Below are 18,326 nucleotides of genomic sequence, written 5' to 3' on the forward strand. Positions count from 1 at the left end.
TCGTCTTAAAAAGTGATGCAGGTTGCGCCCTGCTCCGCGCCAGAGAGCTTCTCACGCAGCGCCCCAAACATCTCCCGACCGGTTCCTACGCGCGACGCGCTGAGGTCAGGGATATGCGGCTGACGCGCCGCCAGTTCGGCATCGTCCACCAGCAGCGTCAGTTCCCCCGTCTGCCCGTTCACGCGAATAAGGTCGCCATCGCGCACTTTCGCCAGCAACCCGCCGTCATAGGCTTCAGGCGTGACGTGGATGGCTGACGGGACTTTACCGGAGGCGCCAGAGAGTCGGCCATCGGTCACCAGCGCTATTTTGAAACGGCGGTCCAATAATACACCAAGTGGCGGCATAAGTTTATGTAATTCTGGCATCCCGTTCGCTTTTGGCCCCTGATGACGGACCACCACCACGCAGTCTTTGTCCAGCAGACCCGCTTCGAAGGCCGGCAACACGTCGTGCTGGCTCTCGAACACCACCGCCGGCGCTTCGATCACCTGGTTCTCAGCCGGGACTGCCGAGGTTTTCATGACCGCGCGTCCCAGGTTACCGCTCAGCACCTTGGTGCCGCCGTGACGGGAGAACGGTTTCTCGAATGTCGCGATGACCTGATCGTCAAGCGGCGCCGTCGCCCCTTCCCGCCAGTCCAGCTCGCCGTTGTTGAGCCACGGCTCGAGGGTGTAGCGCGACAGACCGAAGCCAGCGACGGTGTGAACGTCCTCATGTAGCAGGCCGCCTTTCAGCAGCTCGCGCACCAGAACCGGAACGCCGCCCGCTGCCTGGAAATGGTTGATATCCGCCGGACCGTTGGGGTAGAGGCGCGCCAGCAGCGGTACCACGTCTGACAGGTCGGAGAAATCATCCCAGTTAATGATAATGCCCGCCGCGCGGGCCATCGCCACCAGGTGCATAGTGTGGTTGGTGGAGCCGCCGGTCGCCAGCAGCGCCACAATGCCGTTGACCACCACTTTTTCGTCAAACATTTTGCCCAACGGCATCCACTCGTTGCCATTGCCGGTCATGCGGGTGACCTGGCGCGCGGCGGCGGCGGTCAGCGCTTCCCGCAGCGGAGCATCCGGATGGACAAAGGACGAGCCCGGCAACTGCATGCCCATAAACTCCACCACCATCTGGTTGGTGTTCGCCGTACCGTAGAACGTACAGGTTCCCGGCGCGTGGTAAGAAGCGGCTTCGGACTCCAGCAGCGCCATGCGGTCAACTTTGCCCTCCGCGTACAGCTGGCGAATGCGAACCTTTTCTTTATTAGGCAGGCCGCTGGCCATCGGACCGGAGGGAATAAAGACCGACGGCAGGTGGCCGAATGAGAGCGCGGCCATGGTCAGTCCGGGCACAATTTTATCACACACGCCGAGGTACAGAGCGCCATCGAACATGTTATGCGACAGGCCGATGGCCGCGGACATGGCGATCACTTCGCGACTCAGGAGAGAGAGCTCCATGCCGTCCTGTCCCTGGGTCACGCCATCGCACATCGCCGGCACGCCGCCGGCCACCTGACCGACCGCATTGGCGCTGTGCAGCGCTTTGCGAATGATATCCGGGTAGTGTTCATAGGGCTGGTGCGCGGACAACATATCGTTGTAGGAGGTGATGATGGCGATGTTGTTGCGCAACATGCTTTTCAGAGAGGCTTTGTCGTCGGCCTGACAGGCCGCGAAACCGTGAGCCAGATTGCCGCAGGCCAGTTGCGCACGATGCACGGTGTCGGTTTTGGCCTGGTTAATCCTTGCGAGGTAAGCCGCGCGGGTATCACGCGACCGTTCGATAATGCGATTTGTTACCCGTAACATTGTCGAATTCATAAAGGCTCCTCAAAATTTTATCTGTCCGGCCGCTGCGAGATGACGTGTTTTGGTGCCCGAAGCCACCAACACCAGCGCTCAGGGGCAAAATATCTGAAGGCAGTGTAATAAAAAAAGCCCCGTGGGTGAATCCTCACGGGGCTTAAAAGATTAAAAAGCGTGCGACTTTCTGCGTCAGATCATGTTACCGGTAAAATAACCCTGACGGATAAGATCGCGAGCTTACTCAAACTCGTTCCACGAGCGTCCATCGCGGGTGATCATGGCCACCGAGGCCACCGGTCCCCAGGTCCCGGCCTGATACGGTTTCGGCGCATCGCGGTCGGCCGCCCAGGCTTCGGTGATGGAGTCCACCCACTTCCATGCCTCTTCCACTTCATCGCGGCGGACGAACAGCGCCTGGATACCGCGCATGGTCTCCAGCAGCAGACGTTCATAGGCATCGGCCAGATGCGTCTGGTTGAAGGTTTCGGAGTAGCTCAGATCCAGCTTGGTGATCTGCAGGTTGTGCTTATGGTCGAGGCCCGGCACTTTGTTCAGGACCTGGATATCCACCCCTTCGTCCGGCTGCAGACGAATGGTCAGCTTGTTCTGCGGCAGCTCCTGCCAGGTCTCTTTAAACAGGTTCAGCTCCGGCGTTTTGAAGTAAACCACCACTTCGGAACATTTGGTTGGCAGACGTTTGCCGGTACGCAGATAGAACGGTACGCCAGCCCAGCGCCAGTTATCGATATCAACGCGGATCGCCACGAAGGTTTCGGTGTTGCTGGTTTTGTTCGCCCCCTCTTCTTCGAGGTAGCCTGGCACTTTTTTGCCCTGGGCAAAGCCGGCGGTGTACTGGCCGCGAACGGTTTTCTCGCGCACATTGGAGCGGTCAATACGGCGCAGGGATTTCAGCACCTTGACCTTTTCATCACGGATGCTGTCGGCGCTGAGATCGGACGGCGGCGACATGGCAATCATGCACAGGATCTGCAGCAGGTGGTTCTGGATCATGTCGCGCATCTGTCCGGCCTGGTCGAAGTACCCCCAGCGCCCTTCAATGCCTACCTCTTCCGCGACGGTGATTTCCACATGATCGATGGTACGGCAGTCCCAGTTATTGACGAACAGAGAGTTGGCAAAGCGCAGCGCCAGCAGGTTGAGGACTGTCTCTTTTCCGAGGTAGTGGTCGATACGGTAGACCTGGCACTCTTCAAAAAACTCGCCGACCTGATCGTTGATTTCCCGCGAGGTTTCCAGCGAGGTGCCCAGCGGTTTTTCCATTACCACGCGCGCAGGCTTGGCATTGAGCTTCGCTTCGCCCAGACCTTTACAGATGGCGCCAAAGGTGCTCGGCGGCATGGCGAAATAGTTGATGGTGACGCGATTTTTTTGGTCCAGCATGTCACCCAGGCGGGTGAAGCCGCTGGTGTCATTGACGTCAAGATTACAGAACTCCAGGCGGCCGCTCAGGGAATCCCACAAACCTTCATCAATTTTTTCCTTCATGAAGGTTTCCAGCGCTTCGCGCACCACTTTGGTGTAAGCCGCTTTATCCCAGTCGGCACGGCCGACGCCAATGATCCGGGTGTCGGCGTGGATCTGGCCCGCCTTTTCAAGCTGATACAGGGAAGGCAACAATTTACGCCGCGCCAGGTCGCCCTTCGCGCCGAAAATGACCAGGTCGCATGCCTGGGCCGTTTGCGTTACCGCCATGTCATTCTCCTCAGTTGATAGTCTGGTGCTTTTGCCAGGCTATATTTGTAATTTTCTTACACTGCACTGTACTGTGTTTACCTGTTTCCCGAAAGCCTTCCCCTCCGTTTGCAGCGGGAAAACCGCACAGGGTGAAAACATTCGGCGATGATTTAGGCATTTGGCTGATATTGTTCGTTGTTTGTACCTGTTTCAGGTCAGTAAAATACGACTCTGATCATGTAATGAAAAAAAACAACATTTTTTCCCGTCATTCCTCACCGCTTGCGCTTGCGGAGGGGTATATTCTTGCTAAAACGCCCGATGATTTCACCCATTAATGAAATCGTTTCCATTGATGAGCGCCCTGTTACTAATGAACATGCTGGAAAAAATCCAGTCCCGACTGGAACACCTTAGCAAATCTGAACGCAAAGTGGCGGAAGTGATCCTTGCCACCCCCGCGCAGGCCATTCATTCGAGCATCGCCGCCCTCGCCCTTGAGGCCGGAGTGAGCGAACCGACCGTCAATCGCTTCTGCCGTAGTCTCGAAACCCGCGGCTTTCCTGACTTCAAACTGCATCTCGCCCAGAGCCTTGCGCACGGCACGCTCTATGTTAACCGCAATGTTGATGAAGACGACAGCGTTGAGTCATACACGGGAAAAATATTTGAATCGGCCATGGCGAGTTTAGATCAGGTCCACCATTCTCTCGACATGTCGGCGGTGAATCGTGCGGTGGATCTGCTGACTCAGGCAAAAAAAATCGCCTTTTTCGGCCTCGGCTCCTCGGCGGCGGTCGCTCATGACGCGATGAACAAATTTTTCCGCTTTAACGTGCCGGTCATCTATTCCGACGACATTGTCCTGCAACGCATGAGTTGTATGAATTGCGATGACGATGATGTGGTGGTGATTATCTCACATACCGGAAGAACCAAGAGCCTGGTAGAGCTGGCGCAGCTGGCGCGTGAAAACGATGCCATGGTGATCGCTCTCACCTCCCCCGGCTCGCCGCTGGCCCGGGAAGCCACGCTGGCCATTACCCTGGATGTGCCGGAAGATACCGACATCTATATGCCGATGGTCTCGCGTCTGGCCCAGTTGACCGTCATTGACGTGCTGGCGACAGGCTTTACCCTGCGCCGGGGGGCAAAATTCAGAGATAACTTGAAGAGGGTCAAGGAAGCGCTGAAGGAATCGCGTTTTGATAAAGAACCGTTCGTACCCAGTGATAATCAATAAAAGTTGATAACAAGCAGTACCCCATTACACCTTCGATAACGATCCGGCTGTGCGACGTTGCAGGCTGGCGCTACCGAATCCATGTTCACGCAACACCAAAGTTGTATCAGTCAACGGAGTATTACATGTCCAGAAGGCTTCGCAGAACCAAAATCGTTACTACCTTAGGCCCGGCAACTGACCGCGATAACAACCTGGAAAAAGTTATCGCCGCGGGCGCAAACGTAGTGCGTATGAACTTCTCTCACGGCACCCCGGAAGATCATCAGCTCCGTGCCGATAAAGTGCGTGAGATTGCGGCAAAACTGGGCCGTCACGTGGCCATCCTCGGCGACCTCCAGGGACCAAAAATTCGCGTATCGACCTTCAAAGAAGGCAAAATTTTCCTCAACGTCGGCGACAAATTCCTGCTCGATGCCAACCTCGGCAAGGGCGAAGGCGATAAAGAGAAAGTCGGAATCGACTATAAAGGCCTGCCGGCGGACGTCGTGCCTGGCGATATCCTGCTGCTCGACGATGGTCGTGTGCAGCTGAAAGTCCTCGAAGTTCAGGGGATGAAAGTCTTCACTGAAGTGACCGTTGGTGGCCCGCTGTCCAATAACAAAGGGATCAACAAGCTCGGCGGCGGCCTGTCTGCCGAAGCGCTGACCGACAAAGACAAGGCCGATATCGTCACCGCCGCTAAAATCGGCGTCGACTATCTCGCCGTCTCCTTCCCGCGCTGCGGCGAAGACCTGAACTACGCCCGTCGCCTGGCGCGCGATGCCGGCTGTGATGCGAAAATCGTCGCCAAAGTCGAGCGTGCGGAAGCCGTCTGCGATCAGGACGCCATGGACGACGTGATCCTCGCCTCCGATGTGGTGATGGTTGCCCGCGGTGACCTTGGCGTCGAAATCGGCGATCCGGAGCTGGTGGGCATCCAGAAAGCGCTGATTCGTCGTGCGCGTCAGCTGAACCGTTCCGTCATTACCGCCACCCAGATGATGGAGTCGATGATCACCAACCCGATGCCGACCCGTGCGGAAGTCATGGACGTGGCCAACGCCGTGCTGGATGGTACCGATGCCGTGATGCTCTCCGCGGAAACCGCTGCCGGTCAATACCCGTCGGAAACCGTGGCCGCGATGGCGCGCGTGTGTCTGGGCGCCGAAAAAATCCCGAGCCTCAACGTCTCCAAACACCGTCTGGACGTCCAGTTCGACAACGTGGAAGAAGCGATTGCCATGTCGGCGATGTATGCCGCCAACCACCTGAAAGGCATCACGGCTATCATCACCATGACCGAATCAGGCCGCACCGCGCTGATGACCTCGCGCATCAGCTCCGGTCTGCCAATTTTCGCTCTGTCCCGCCACGAGCGCACCCTGAACCTGACCGCCCTCTACCGCGGGGTGACGCCGGTGTTCTTCGACAGCCAGAATGACGGGGTGGCCGCTGCGCACGATGCCGTCAATCTGCTGCGGGACAAAGGCTACCTGGTCTCCGGCGATCTGGTGGTTGTTACCCAGGGTGACGTGATGAGCACCATCGGCAGCACCAACACCACGCGTATCCTCACCGTCGAGTAAGCCTCGGTGTCTACCTGCCAGCGATACGGCTGGCAGGTTTTTTTTGCCCTCCGGCAGGCTACACCATCCAGCTCAGTAATAGCGTCGCGGCGATCACCGTCGACGCCCCGCCGATACGCGTCGCAATCTGTGCAAACGGCATCAATCCCATGCGGTTTGAGGCCGAGAGAATGGCCACATCCCCCGTTCCGCCTAACCCGCTGTGGCAGCTGGTGACAATGGCGGCTTCCACAGGATACATATTTAGACGTGAAGCGATAAAGAACCCGCTCAGCGCCATGGCAATGACAATTGAGCCGCACACCACGACGTAGCCAACGGAGAAGACCGATACCACGCTCTCCAGCGGTACATACAGCATGCCCAGGCCGATCATCAGCGGCCACACCAGCGCGGCGGAGACGAACTTGTAGCAGCTGTGCGCCCCCAGCTCCATCGCCGCCGGGATAACTTTGGTATATTTGCAGAATACCGCCGCCAGAATCATCAGCACCGGCCCCGGAATATGCACCACCTTCTCCAGCAAGCCGCCGACAATGAAAAAGGCGCAAATCATCAGCAACCCGGCGCCCATGAGCTGAAAATCGGTCGGCTGCGTACTCTGATTCTGCGCAAAGACGCTGTTATCTTCATGGCTGCGGATCAGTAGCCCGTTGCCGGACAGCGCCGGGCGACGGGCGCCCATGCGGGCCAGAAAGCCGGCGCAGATAATGGCGAAGATGTTACCCACCACCGCCGCCGGCGCCAGCTGGGCCACGTAGACATCAGGCGTCTGCCCGAGGATCGCCGAATAAGCCAGCGACAACGGCAGGATCCCTTCGCCAATGCCGCCGCCGATAATCGGCACAATGATAAAGAAGAAGGTGTGATACAGACTGTAGCCGAATAAGCTGCCCACCAGCAGGCCGGTGGCGATTGCCGCGCCGGTCCCAACCACCAGCGGGACAAACATGCGCACCATCCCCTGGATCAGAATCGTGCGGTTCATTCCCAGGATACTGCCGACCACCAGGCAGGCGATGACGAAATAGAGGAGATTGGCCTCCTTCATCAGCAAATGCACGGTATCGAGCGTATGCGCTTCAAACACGCCAAAGTAGACCAGCACTGAGGGCATCATCAAACACAAAATCGCCGGACCGCCAATATCTTTTAACACCGGCACCATGCGGCCAATTTTCGCCAGCGCGAACCCCAGGGTCATGATGACCGCCAGTCCGCCAATCATGTTTTTTGGCAACAACCCCGCGCCCGCGGAGAGCGCCACTATCGCGGCGATACCGATGAACAGCGTTAATGGCACAGCGCCGACTTCGATATTGGCGAAAAGTCGAGTCGCTTGCCCGTTCGGCAATGTTTTATCTATCGGTTGGTTGAGTGAATTATTTTTCATATTTTTACCTGAATAATAAAGAGGTCACGTAGGGTCAGGATGCAATATTAAAATTGCGCAGCACTATGAATTCAAAAGCGCTAAACGCCGTATCAACTAAATACACCGAAACGGTAACACAGGACTTTAAAACTAAAAACGACAACCGTATTAACGCTGTCGGCTTTGTGACTGAGCCATAAAGTTTATTTTAAGTAATTTAATTTATTATCACGAAGCTAAAGTTATCGTCCGCTAAAATAATAAACCCTGTTAATGCAACCCTATGATTTAATCCTCTTTTCCCTATTTGTAAGTAAAGTAGCCAAGGCGAAATTATTTAAAGCCAGATGACTGTGATGGCTATCACCTTTTAAATGTTAGGGGATCGTTAGATTGGCAGCACAACAAACCGATAATATATGTCAGGACCTTTTATGCCTTCACTGCTCTTGCAATCTCTTTTCCCGTTGGTATTTATCATGCTGCTCGGATGGCTTAGCGGCAAACTCGGCTATACCCGCCGTGAGGACGCCTCCGTTCTCGCCACGGTAGTTATCCGCTTTGCGCTTCCTTTTCATCTTTTTATCGGCGCATTACATACCAGCCCGGATAAAATAAAAAACTTCACCTTTATGGCGGTGCTGGTTATCGGTCTAATGGGGTCGTATTTTCTTACGCTACTGATCTCGCGCTATGTTTTTCGTCATGATATTAAAACTAGCGCGATTCAGTCGCTGGTTTGCGCCTTCCCCGATATGGCCTACTTCGGCGCCCCCGTGCTGGCGGTGCTGATAGGTCCGGAGGGCTTTCTCGGGGTGCTTATCGGAAACCTGGTGACCAGCGTGTTGATGATCCCTCTGACCATCATCCTGATCCGCATGGGAGACCAGCCCGGAGACGCTGGGGCTCCCCAGCTCCACGCCGGGCAGTTGATCCTGCAAAACCTGCTGAAAGCCGTGAGAAACCCCATTGTCTGGATCCCCATTTCCGGAGTACTGCTCAGCCTGGCCGGGATCCAGCTGCCGCATCTGCTCAGCGTACCCGTTGAAATGGTGGGTAAAATCGCCGGCGGTCTGTCACTCTTCGCCCTTGGGCTGCTGTTTTACGGTGAACGTCCGACGGTCAATATTCAAACCTGCACCAACATCAGTATTAAAAACCTGATCCAGCCGGCCATGATGGCGCTGGCCGGGCTGGCCTTTGGGCTCAGTCATACCCTGATGCAACAGGTTATTATCATCGGCGCGACGCCTTCCGCTATCGCGGCAGGGATGTTTGCCCTGCGCAGCGATACCTATATTGAACCCGCCTCATCTTCTATTTTGCTGGGCACCGCCATCGGCGTGGTCACCGAAGGCGTCATGATTTATCTCATTTCGTAATCACGGAAATAAAATACCTAGACATCAGGCAATGTTTTAATTTTATATTCAGGAGTCATGTCATGTTAGCCACAGAAACCTTATACACGCCCTATAATGGTGCCGTCCTGCTGGAAAACCCGTTATTAAATAAAGGCCTCGCGTTTACGGAAAGCGAACGCACAGCGTTTAATCTTCAGGGACTGTTACCGCACAATGTGGAAACCATTGAAGAACAAACCGAGCGCGCATGGGGCCAGTTTTGCCAGTTCAAAAAAAGTATTTCGCGCCATATTTATCTCAGAAATATTCAGGACACCAACGAGACGTTATTCTATAACCTGCTGCGCAGCCATATGAAAGAGACGCTGCCGATTATTTATACCCCGACGGTGGGTGAAGCATGCGAACATTTTTCAGAAATATATCGCCGAGGACGCGGCCTGTTCATCTCCTGGCCCAACCGTCACCATATTGACGAGATGCTGCAGGGATTTTCCCGCAACGATATCAAAGTCATCGTGGTGACCGATGGCGAGCGTATTCTGGGGCTGGGCGACCAGGGGATTGGCGGGATGGGGATCCCCATCGGCAAACTCTCGTTATATACCGCCTGCGGGGGTATTCATCCGGCATCAACGCTGCCCATTATGTTAGATGTCGGTACCAACAATCCGCAGCATCTGGAAGATCCGCTGTATATGGGCTGGCGACATCCGCGCATCAGCGACGAGCAATACCTGGAGTTTATGGACATGTTTGTCCATGCCGTTCAACAGCGCTGGCCGAATGTCTTGCTCCAGTTTGAAGATTTTGCCCAAAAAAATGCCACGCGACTGCTCAACCGCTATCGACACCAGCTGTGCTGTTTTAACGATGATATTCAGGGAACCGCCGCCGTGACGTCGGGGACGCTGATCGCCGCCGCCGCCGCCGCCGGGACGCCGCTCCGCGATCAGCGGGTGGTTTTCCTTGGCGGCGGTTCGGCCGGATGCGGCATTGCGGAAAAAATCATTGCGCTGATGGTGGATGATGGGCTCTCAGAGACGGAAGCACGCCGCCGCATCTTTATGGTTGACCGCTTTGGTCTGCTGACTGATCAGATGCCCAATCTGCTCGATTTTCAGCGCGAGCTGGTCACCCCCCGAGCCAGTATCGCCCACTGGGATACCGAGGCGGCCCAGCTGTCGCTGATGGATGTCGTACGCAACGTCCACCCTACCGTGCTGATCGGCGTGTCAGGCCAGCCGGGGCTGTTTAGCGAAGAGATAGTGAAAGAGATGCATCGGCACTGCCCGCGTCCGATTATTATGCCGCTCTCTAACCCCACTTCCCGGGCCGAGGCCCAGCCGAAGGATCTGCTGGAGTGGACTCGGGGTAGCGCGCTTATCGCCACCGGCAGCCCGTTCGACCCCGTCTTCTATGACGGCAAAACCTACGACATCGCCCAGTGCAATAACGCCTATATTTTCCCCGGTCTGGGGCTGGGGATCCTTGCCAGTAAAGCCGAGCGCGTCACCGAAGCAATGCTTATCACCTGCAGTAAAACGCTGGCCGCCCACTCGCCTCTGGCGACCCGCGAAACCGGCGGGTTGCTGCCGCCGGTAGAAGAGATCGAAATGATTTCCCGGGCCATTGCCGCTGATGTCGCCCGCGCGGCTCAGCAGGACGGCGTAGCGCCGCAGATTGACGAGGTGCAACTGGCGGCGAATATCGATAAAACCTTCTGGCGAGCGCGCTACACCGCGTATAAACGTTCGTCATTGTGATCGCTCATCTCGCGGGAAGCCGGCAGGCTTCCCGCCACTCGGGGGAACCACTCATGTTCAATGTGCTGATTGTCGATGATGATCCCATGGTGGCCGAACTGAACCAGTTATTTATCAGCCGGGTAGCTGATTTTCACTGCTGTGGAGTAGCGGCGACGATCGCCGACGCCAAAGCGATGCTAAGCCATCTGGCGCAGGTCGATCTGCTGCTGCTGGATGTCTATATGCACCAGGAGAGTGGCCTGGACCTGCTGCCAGCGCTTCGCGCTGATGGGCGGAATATTGACGTCATCATGATGACGTCCGCTGCCGATGCGCTCACCGTCCAGACGGCACTGCGCTATGGCGTGGTTGATTACCTGATTAAACCGTTTCAGTTGTCGCGCTTTGAGGAGGCGCTGCGGACCTGGCGCAATAAACGCGATGCGAAGCAAGCGAAATCCTGCTACGCCCAGGCGGATATCGACACCCTGCTACGCCGCGGGGTTCTGCAACAGGACGGTCCCCGCCGCTTGCCGAAAGGGCTGACGCCGCAAACGCTTCGCCTGGTGTGCCGGTGGATAATCGCGCATCAGGCGCGGGATTTTTCAACCAATGAGCTGGCGGCGGCGCTGCAGATCTCCCGAGTATCGTGCCGCAAATACCTGATCTGGCTTGAGCAGATCAACGTGCTCTTCACCAGCAATCACTACGGCATCACCGGTCGCCCGGAGTATCGCTACCGGCTTGTGGCCGAGAGCGTGATGTTGCTGACGCAATATAGCCAGTGAGCCTGGAATACCCACTGGCGCGCTTGCAGTCTACTTCTTAGGGTACAGCTCTTTGCGTTTGTAGGGCTCGATTTCACCCGGCTTGCGCGTCTTCAGCAGCTTCAGGATCCAGGTGTACTGCTCGGTGTGCGGCGTAACAAACACCTCCACCTCTTCGTTCATCCGCCGGGCGATTGTTGTATCATCAGCGTCCAGCAGATCGTCCATCGGCGGGCGCACCAGCACCGTCAGGCGATGCGTCTTGCCATCATAGACCGGGAACAGCGGAACGACGCGGGCGCGGCATACCTTCATTAAGCGGCCAATCGCCGGCAGGGTGGCCTTATAGGTAGCGAAGAAATCCACAAACTCGCTGTGCTCGGCGCCGTGATCCTGATCGGGCAAATAGTAGCCCCAGTAGCCCTGGCGCACCGACTGAATAAACGGTTTGATCCCGTCGTTGCGCGCGTGCATCCGTCCGCCAAAACGACGACGCACGGTATTCCACACGTAATCGAAGACCGGGTTGCCCTGGTTGTGGAACATCGCCGCCATCTTCTGCCCACCGGAGGCCATCAGCATCGCCGGGATATCCACACCCCATGCATGCGGGACGAGGAAAATCACCTTCTCGTTATTGCGCTGCAGCTCGTCGATGATCGCTTTACCCTGCCAGTCGACGCGGGCGAGAATTTTCTGCGGATCGCGCAGACCCAGCTCGGCCATCATCACCATCGCCTGCGGCGCCGAGGCGTACATGGCGTCGATGATCGCTTCCCGCTCGTGCTCGCTTTTTTCCGGGAAGCAATACAGCAAATTAATCTGCGCCCGGCGGCGCGAGCTTTTCGCCAGACGCCCGACCAGACGACCGAGTTTGCCGAGGAGCGGATCGCGGAAGGATGGCGGCGTCAGCGCAATACCGGCGAAGGCAAAAACACCCAGCCAGGCGCCCCAGTAGCGCGGCAGTAAAAAAGATTTTTCAAACTTAGGGATAAACTCAATATTATTTTTTTTCGTTTCCATGCCCAATCCGCAGATCGACTGCTTAATCAAGATAATGGGATAGTGTAGCGAGACGTTGGGTATCCTACAAAAGAAAAAGCCGGCGCCCTGGGGCACCGGCTTTCCACTGACCGGTGGTTAGTCAAACCGCAGCTGCGGAACGACCTCTTTGACCTGCGCCAGATAATCGGTACGGTCGGAACCGCTCAGCCCTTCGGTACGCGGCAGTTTCGCCGTCAGCGGGTTGACCGCCTGCTGGTTGATCCACACTTCGTAGTGCAGGTGCGGCCCGGTAGAGCGTCCGGTATTCCCCGATAGCGCAATACGATCGCCGCGCTTCACTTTCTGCCCCGGCTTCACCAGCAGCTTACGCAGGTGCATGTAGCGAGTGGTATAGGTACGGCCGTGGCGGATTGCCACGTAATACCCGGCGGCGCCGCTGCGCTTGGCCACCACCACTTCGCCATCGCCCACTGCCAGCACCGGCGTTCCCTGCGGCATCGCAAAATCGACGCCACGGTGCGGCGCGACGCGCCCGGTGACCGGATTCAGACGACGCGGGTTAAAATTAGAGGAGACGCGGAACTGACGCGCTGTCGGGAAGCGCATAAAGCCTTTCGCCAGCCCTGTCCCGTTGCGGTCGTAGAATTTACCGTCTTCGGCACGGATGGCAAAGTAGTCCTTACCGTCGGAGCGCAGACGCACGCCGAGCAGCTGGCTTTGCTCGCGTTTGCCGTCAAGCATTTCGCGGGACATCAATACCGAGAACTCATCGCCTTTCTTCAGCTTACGGAAATCCATCTGCCACTGCATGGCCTTGATCACCGCGCTGATTTCCGTGCTGGTCAGCCCGGCATCGCGCGCGCTGGAGACAAAGCTGGCGCCGACGGTGCCCTTCAGCACGCTGTTGACCCAGTCGCCTTTCTGCAGCTCGCTGCTCATTTTAAAGCCGTTATCCACGCGGGTGTAGGTGCGGGTTTCGCGGCGGGACATCTCCCAGGTCAGACTCTGCAGATCGCCGTCGGCGGTCAGGGTCCAGGAGAGCTGCTGGCCAATCTTCAGATTACGCAGCTCTTTATCGGCGGAGGAGAGCTGGGCGATATCACCCATATCGATACCGTACTGATTCAGGATGCTGCTGAGGGTATCGCCGGTCGACACCACGTATTCGTGCCCGCCGGCATCGCTATCGGCTTTTTCGTCGAGTTCATCCTGAGGAATGGCTTCTTCTTCCTGCGGGGCCTGATCGATCGGCTCGGAGGCTTCCGGCAGCAGGGAGCGGATCTCGCTTTTTTCCAGCTCAATGGTTCTGACGATGGGGGCGGATTCCGGGTGGTAAATGTAGGGTCGCCAGACGGCGACCGCTAAGGTAAGAACGCTAAGCGACCCCAGCATAACGCGATGAGGTCGTGGCAGATTGTTAAATGCCTGAGTGACAGCGCGGGCTATCTGTTGCACGTATTCACTTCCTCGTTAATCTCCTTTCAGGCAGCTCGAATACTGATTCGCCAGTTGGGTGAGGAATTGCGGGTAACTCGCTTTACCCAGCTTAATTCCGCTACCCAGTGGATCCAGGGTCCCCATGCGCACAGACGTGCCCCGGGCAACAGCTTCGATAACCGCTGGCCTGAACTGTGGCTCAGCAAAAACGCAAGTGGCTTTCTGCTCAACCAGTTGTGTTCTGATTTCGTGTAAACGCTGCGCACCAGGCTGTATTTCAGGGTTGACGGTAAAATGCCCCAGCGAGGTTAAACCGTAGTGTTTTTCAAAGTAACCGTAGGCGTCATGAAAAACGAAATAGCCCTTTCCTTTCAGCGGTGCCAGCTCATTGCTAACCTGCTTGTCGGTCGCCGCCAGCGCGGCCTCGAACTGCTGCAGGTTGCTGTCGAGTTTGGCTCGACTCTGCGGCATAAGTTCCAATAATTTATCGTGGATTGCAACCGCCGAAAGCCGCGCTATCTCTGGGGATAACCACAGATGCATATTGTAGATACCGTGATGGTGATCGCCGTCACTTTTTTCCGCTGCGCCATGGTCATGACCATGATGATCGTCATCATCGTCAGCGCCAGCGATCAGCAGCGGTTTGACCCCATCCAGCTCAGCGATGGTCACCTTTTTATTCGCCGCAATGCTTTGCGTCGACTTATCCATAAAGGCTTCCATTTCCGGACCGATCCACACCACTAAGTCTGCGTTCTGTAAGCGTTTTACATCGGAAGGACGCAGGGAATAATCATGCTCAGAGGCACCATCGGGCAGCAGCACCTGGGTGTCGGTGACCCCATCTGCGATGGCTGCTGCGATAAAGCCCAGCGGTTTCATGGAAGTCACCACGGCGGCGCTGGCCTGCGGTACCTGTGCGAACAAAAAAACAGCGCCAAGTCCAGCGCAAAGAAGCGTATTTTTATGTAACATAATGCGTCTAGTCATCGAAACGAGTGAGTGTGATGTGATATTATAACATTCACTAGCTTGTGCAACCCCTAAATGATTATGACAAACCTTGTAACGCTGGAAAATGTCTCGGTGGCCTTTGGCCAACGCCGCGTGCTGTCTGACATCTCGCTGGCTCTCACGCCAGGCAAAATATTAACCCTGCTGGGGCCCAACGGCGCCGGTAAATCGACGCTCGTGCGGGTGGTTCTCGGGCTGGTAGCACCGACACAGGGTGTTATCAAGCGCGAAGAACGCCTGCGGATCGGCTATGTACCGCAGAAACTGCATCTGGACGCCACGCTGCCGCTGACCGTCAGCCGCTTCCTGCGTTTACGTCCAGGCACCCGCAAAGACGACATCCTGCCGGCGCTGAAGCGCGTGCAGGCCGGGCACCTGATCGACGCGCCGATGCAAAAACTTTCCGGCGGCGAAACCCAGCGCGTGCTGCTGGCCCGCGCCCTGCTCAATCGTCCGCAGCTGCTGGTGCTGGATGAACCGACCCAGGGCGTCGACGTCAATGGCCAGGTGGCGCTCTACGATCTTATCGACCAGCTGCGCCATGAGCTGGACTGCGCGGTGCTGATGGTCTCCCACGACCTGCATCTGGTGATGGCCAAAACCGACGAGGTATTGTGCCTGAACCAGCATATCTGCTGCTCTGGCGCACCGGAAGTCGTCTCGATGCATCCGGAGTTTATCTCCATGTTCGGCCCGCGCGGCGCGGAACAGCTGGGGATCTACCGCCATCACCATAATCACCGCCACGATCTTCAGGGGCGAATTGTATTGCGTCGGGGAAACAGCCGCTAATGATTGAACTTCTCTTACCTGGCTGGCTGGCCGGGATGATGCTGGCCTGCGCCGCCGGCCCGCTGGGCTCCTTTGTGGTCTGGCGCCGCATGTCCTATTTCGGCGATACGCTGGCGCATGCGTCGCTACTCGGCGTCGCTTTCGGTTTACTGCTTAACGTCAATCCGTTTTATGCGGTGATCGCCGTGACCCTGCTGCTGGCCGGCGGGCTGGTATGGCTGGAAAAACGGCCGCATCTGGCGATTGATACCCTGCTGGGCATCATGGCGCACAGCGCGCTGTCCCTTGGGCTGGTGGTGGTCAGTCTGATGTCTAACGTCCGCGTCGATTTGATGGCGTACCTGTTCGGCGATCTGCTGGCGGTCACGCCGCAGGATCTGATCGCCATTGCTATTGGCGTGGTGATTGTGATTGGCATTCTGCTCTGTCAGTGGCGGAATCTGCTGGCGATGACCATCAGTCCGGACCTGGCGTTTGTCGATGGCGTGAAGCTGCAGCGGGTCAAGCTGCTGTTGATGCTGGTCACCGCCCTGACTATCGGCGTGGCGATGAAGTTCGTCGGGGCGCTGATCATCACTTCTCTGCTGATTATCCCGGCCGCTACCGCCCGCCGTTTTGCCCGCACGCCGGAGCAGATGGCCGCCGTGGCGGTGGGCGTGGGCATGCTGGCCGTCACCGGCGGGTTAACCTTCTCGGCTTTCTACGACACGCCGGCCGGGCCGTCGGTGGTGCTGTGCGCTGCGGTGCTGTTTATTCTCAGCATGACGAAAAAAGCCGCCAGCTAAAAGTGAAAAAGCCCGGTCGCGCTGCTGACCGGGCTTCACCATGAACGGCTCAACCACAACGCGCTACGGCATTTCCGGCGGCGTAATCCCGAAATGGTTCCAGGCGCGCACCGTCGCCATTCTTCCCCGCGGCGTACGCTGTAGAAAACCCTGCTGAATTAAGTAGGGCTCCAGCACATCTTCAATGGTTTCCCGCTCTTCGCCAATCGCGGCGGCGAGGTTATCCAGCCCCACCGGCCCGCCGAAGAACTTATCTATCACCGCCAGCAGCAGCTTGCGGTCCATATAGTCGAACCCTTCCGCATCGACGTTGAGCATATCCAGCGCCTGGGCGGCAATGTCGGCGGAGATAGTGCCGTCGTGGCGCACTTCCGCGAAGTCACGCACCCGGCGCAGCAGACGGTTGGCAATACGCGGCGTGCCGCGTGAACGGCGGGCCACTTCCAGCGCGCCCTCGTCGCTCATCTCCAGCCCCATATGTCGGGCGCTGCGGCTGACAATATGCTGCAGATCGGGGATCTGATAGAACTCCAGACGCTGCACGATGCCAAAGCGGTCGCGCAGCGGCGAGGTCAACGAACCGGCCCGGGTGGTGGCGCCAATCAGGGTAAACGGCGGCAGGTCGATTTTAATCGAGCGCGCCGCCGGCCCTTCGCCAATCATGATATCCAGCTGGTAGTCTTCCATTGCCGGATAGAGCACCTCTTCCACCACCGGCGAGAGGCGATGGATCTCATCGATAAACAGCACATCGTGCGGTTCGAGGTTGGTGAGCATCGCGGCGAGATCGCCCGCTTTCTCCAGCACCGGGCCGGAGGTGGTACGCAGATTCACCCCCATTTCATTGGCGACGATATTGGCCAGGGTGGTTTTCCCCAACCCTGGCGGGCCAAAAATCAGCAGGTGATCGAGGGCGTCGCCGCGCAGCTTCGCCGCCTGGATAAAGATCTCCATCTGCGAACGCACCTGCGGCTGGCCGACATACTCTGCCAGCAATTTTGGGCGGATGGCGCGGTCAGCGGCCTCTTCGAAGCCGCTGCTGTCTGCCGATACCAGCCGGTCTGCTTCAATCATCCCTTACCTCACAACGCGGCGCGCAGCGCTTCGCGGATTAGCGTTTCACTGTTGGCGTCCGGACGCGCGATCTTGCTGACCATCCGGCTGGCCTCCTGCGGTTTATAGCCCAGCGCGACCAGCGCGGCAACCGCTTCCTGCTCGGCATCGTCCGCCGTCGGGCCTGCCGGCGAGGTTAGCACCAGATCGGCCGCCGGGGTGAACAGATCGCCGTGAAGCCCTTTGAAGCGGTCTTTCATCTCGACGATCAGGCGTTCAGCGGTTTTTTTACCAATCCCCGGCAGCTTCACCAGCGAGGCGACCTCTTCCCGCTCAACGGCGTTGACGAACTGCTGCGCCGACATGCCGGAGAGGATCGCCAGCGCCAGCTTTGGCCCTACGCCGTTGGTTTTAATCAACTCTTTAAACAGGGTACGCTCCTGTTTATTGTTAAACCCATACAGCAGCTGGGCATCTTCACGCACCACAAAGTGGGTGAAGACAATCGCCTCCTGCCCGGCCTCCGGCAGCTCATAAAAGCAGGTCATTGGCATGTGCACTTCATAGCCGACGCCCGCCGTTTCCAGCAACACCAGCGGGGGTTGTTTTTCGAGAATGATGCCTCTGAGTCTGCCTATCACGTGGGGCTCCTGCGTTATGGTCTAAGTATCTGGC

At 57.3% G+C, this 18,326-nt stretch carries 16 protein-coding genes; 7 read left to right on the forward strand and 9 right to left on the reverse strand.

Going from position 1 to position 18,326, the window contains the following annotated elements; all coding sequences use genetic code 11:
• Nucleotides 1–5 precede the first annotated feature (5 nt).
• The 3 genes from edd to ABLU73_RS03960 form a co-directional block, all read right to left on the reverse strand.
• Nucleotides 6–1,817 carry a phosphogluconate dehydratase gene (gene edd / locus ABLU73_RS03950; RefSeq protein WP_004203393.1) on the reverse strand — a complete coding sequence of 604 codons (1,812 nt, stop codon included), beginning with the start codon at nt 1,815–1,817 and terminating at the stop codon, nt 6–8.
• A 222-nt stretch (nt 1,818–2,039) separates the two neighbouring features.
• The gene (gene zwf, locus ABLU73_RS03955; RefSeq protein WP_004203394.1) at nt 2,040–3,515 is read right to left on the reverse strand and encodes a glucose-6-phosphate dehydrogenase; all 1,476 of its coding nucleotides are present in this window, start codon (nt 3,513–3,515) and stop codon (nt 2,040–2,042) included.
• Nucleotides 3,516–3,525: 10 nt separating this feature from the next.
• The gene (locus ABLU73_RS03960; RefSeq protein ID WP_032425929.1) at nt 3,526–3,675 is read right to left on the reverse strand and encodes a hypothetical protein; all 150 of its coding nucleotides are present in this window, start codon (nt 3,673–3,675) and stop codon (nt 3,526–3,528) included.
• Between the two features lie 159 nt (nt 3,676–3,834).
• On the opposite strand from ABLU73_RS03960, the gene ABLU73_RS03965 reads away from it, so the two are divergent.
• Together ABLU73_RS03965 and pyk are read left to right on the forward strand one after the other, a co-directional pair.
• The gene (locus ABLU73_RS03965) at nt 3,835–4,740 is read left to right on the forward strand and encodes a MurR/RpiR family transcriptional regulator (RefSeq protein ID WP_072096624.1); all 906 of its coding nucleotides are present in this window, start codon (nt 3,835–3,837) and stop codon (nt 4,738–4,740) included.
• Nucleotides 4,741–4,865: 125 nt separating this feature from the next.
• On the forward strand, nt 4,866–6,308 hold the full coding sequence (pyk, locus tag ABLU73_RS03970; RefSeq protein ID WP_002911440.1) for a pyruvate kinase: 1,443 nt from the start codon (nt 4,866–4,868) through the stop codon (nt 6,306–6,308).
• A 58-nt stretch (nt 6,309–6,366) separates the two neighbouring features.
• Here pyk and ABLU73_RS03975 read toward each other — a convergent pair whose 3' ends face one another.
• Nucleotides 6,367–7,701 (reverse strand): 2-hydroxycarboxylate transporter family protein, encoded by a 1,335-nt coding sequence (locus tag ABLU73_RS03975; RefSeq protein WP_053810189.1) that lies wholly within the window; start codon nt 7,699–7,701, stop codon nt 6,367–6,369.
• 416 nt (nt 7,702–8,117) lie between these two features.
• On the opposite strand from ABLU73_RS03975, the gene ABLU73_RS03980 reads away from it, so the two are divergent.
• From ABLU73_RS03980 to dcuR, 3 genes are all read left to right on the forward strand, one after another.
• Nucleotides 8,118–9,065, forward strand: a complete 948-nt coding sequence (locus tag ABLU73_RS03980) for an AEC family transporter (protein ID WP_004203397.1) — start codon at nt 8,118–8,120, stop codon at nt 9,063–9,065.
• A gap of 62 nt (nt 9,066–9,127) precedes the next feature.
• Entirely contained in the window at nt 9,128–10,813 is a 1,686-nt protein-coding gene (locus ABLU73_RS03985; RefSeq protein ID WP_004203398.1) for an NAD-dependent malic enzyme, read from the forward strand.
• Between the two features lie 53 nt (nt 10,814–10,866).
• Entirely contained in the window at nt 10,867–11,583 is a 717-nt protein-coding gene (dcuR, locus tag ABLU73_RS03990) for a two-component system response regulator DcuR (protein WP_017900216.1), read from the forward strand.
• Nucleotides 11,584–11,613: 30 nt separating this feature from the next.
• Here the strand turns inward: dcuR and lpxM are convergent, their stop codons facing one another.
• The 3 genes from lpxM to znuA form a co-directional block, all read right to left on the reverse strand.
• The gene (gene lpxM / locus ABLU73_RS03995; RefSeq protein ID WP_017900217.1) at nt 11,614–12,585 is read right to left on the reverse strand and encodes a lauroyl-Kdo(2)-lipid IV(A) myristoyltransferase; all 972 of its coding nucleotides are present in this window, start codon (nt 12,583–12,585) and stop codon (nt 11,614–11,616) included.
• A gap of 117 nt (nt 12,586–12,702) precedes the next feature.
• The gene (mepM, locus tag ABLU73_RS04000) at nt 12,703–14,022 is read right to left on the reverse strand and encodes a murein DD-endopeptidase MepM (RefSeq protein WP_004203403.1); all 1,320 of its coding nucleotides are present in this window, start codon (nt 14,020–14,022) and stop codon (nt 12,703–12,705) included.
• Nucleotides 14,023–14,037: 15 nt separating this feature from the next.
• On the reverse strand, nt 14,038–14,982 hold the full coding sequence (znuA, locus tag ABLU73_RS04005) for a zinc ABC transporter substrate-binding protein ZnuA (RefSeq protein ID WP_004203405.1): 945 nt from the start codon (nt 14,980–14,982) through the stop codon (nt 14,038–14,040).
• A gap of 78 nt (nt 14,983–15,060) precedes the next feature.
• Between znuA and znuC the strand changes: the two genes are divergently transcribed.
• Together znuC and znuB are read left to right on the forward strand one after the other, a co-directional pair.
• Nucleotides 15,061–15,813 (forward strand): zinc ABC transporter ATP-binding protein ZnuC, encoded by a 753-nt coding sequence (znuC, locus tag ABLU73_RS04010; protein WP_025999238.1) that lies wholly within the window; start codon nt 15,061–15,063, stop codon nt 15,811–15,813.
• Nucleotides 15,813–16,598, forward strand: a complete 786-nt coding sequence (znuB, locus tag ABLU73_RS04015; RefSeq protein ID WP_264924548.1) for a zinc ABC transporter permease subunit ZnuB — start codon at nt 15,813–15,815, stop codon at nt 16,596–16,598. The genes znuC and znuB overlap by 1 nt, the downstream gene beginning before the upstream one ends.
• A 63-nt stretch (nt 16,599–16,661) precedes the next feature.
• On the opposite strand, the gene ruvB is transcribed toward znuB, so the two are convergent.
• Entirely contained in the window at nt 16,662–17,672 is a 1,011-nt protein-coding gene (gene ruvB / locus ABLU73_RS04020; RefSeq protein WP_004148860.1) for a Holliday junction branch migration DNA helicase RuvB, read from the reverse strand.
• 8 nt (nt 17,673–17,680) lie between these two features.
• Complete coding sequence (gene ruvA, locus ABLU73_RS04025) at nt 17,681–18,292, reverse strand: Holliday junction branch migration protein RuvA (protein ID WP_002911454.1); 612 nt, start codon at nt 18,290–18,292, stop codon at nt 17,681–17,683.
• Between the last annotated feature and the right edge of the window lie 34 nt (nt 18,293–18,326).

This window comes from Klebsiella sp. GG_Kp175 (assembly GCF_040062325.1).
Taxonomy (GTDB): Bacteria; Pseudomonadota; Gammaproteobacteria; order Enterobacterales; family Enterobacteriaceae; genus Klebsiella; species Klebsiella quasipneumoniae.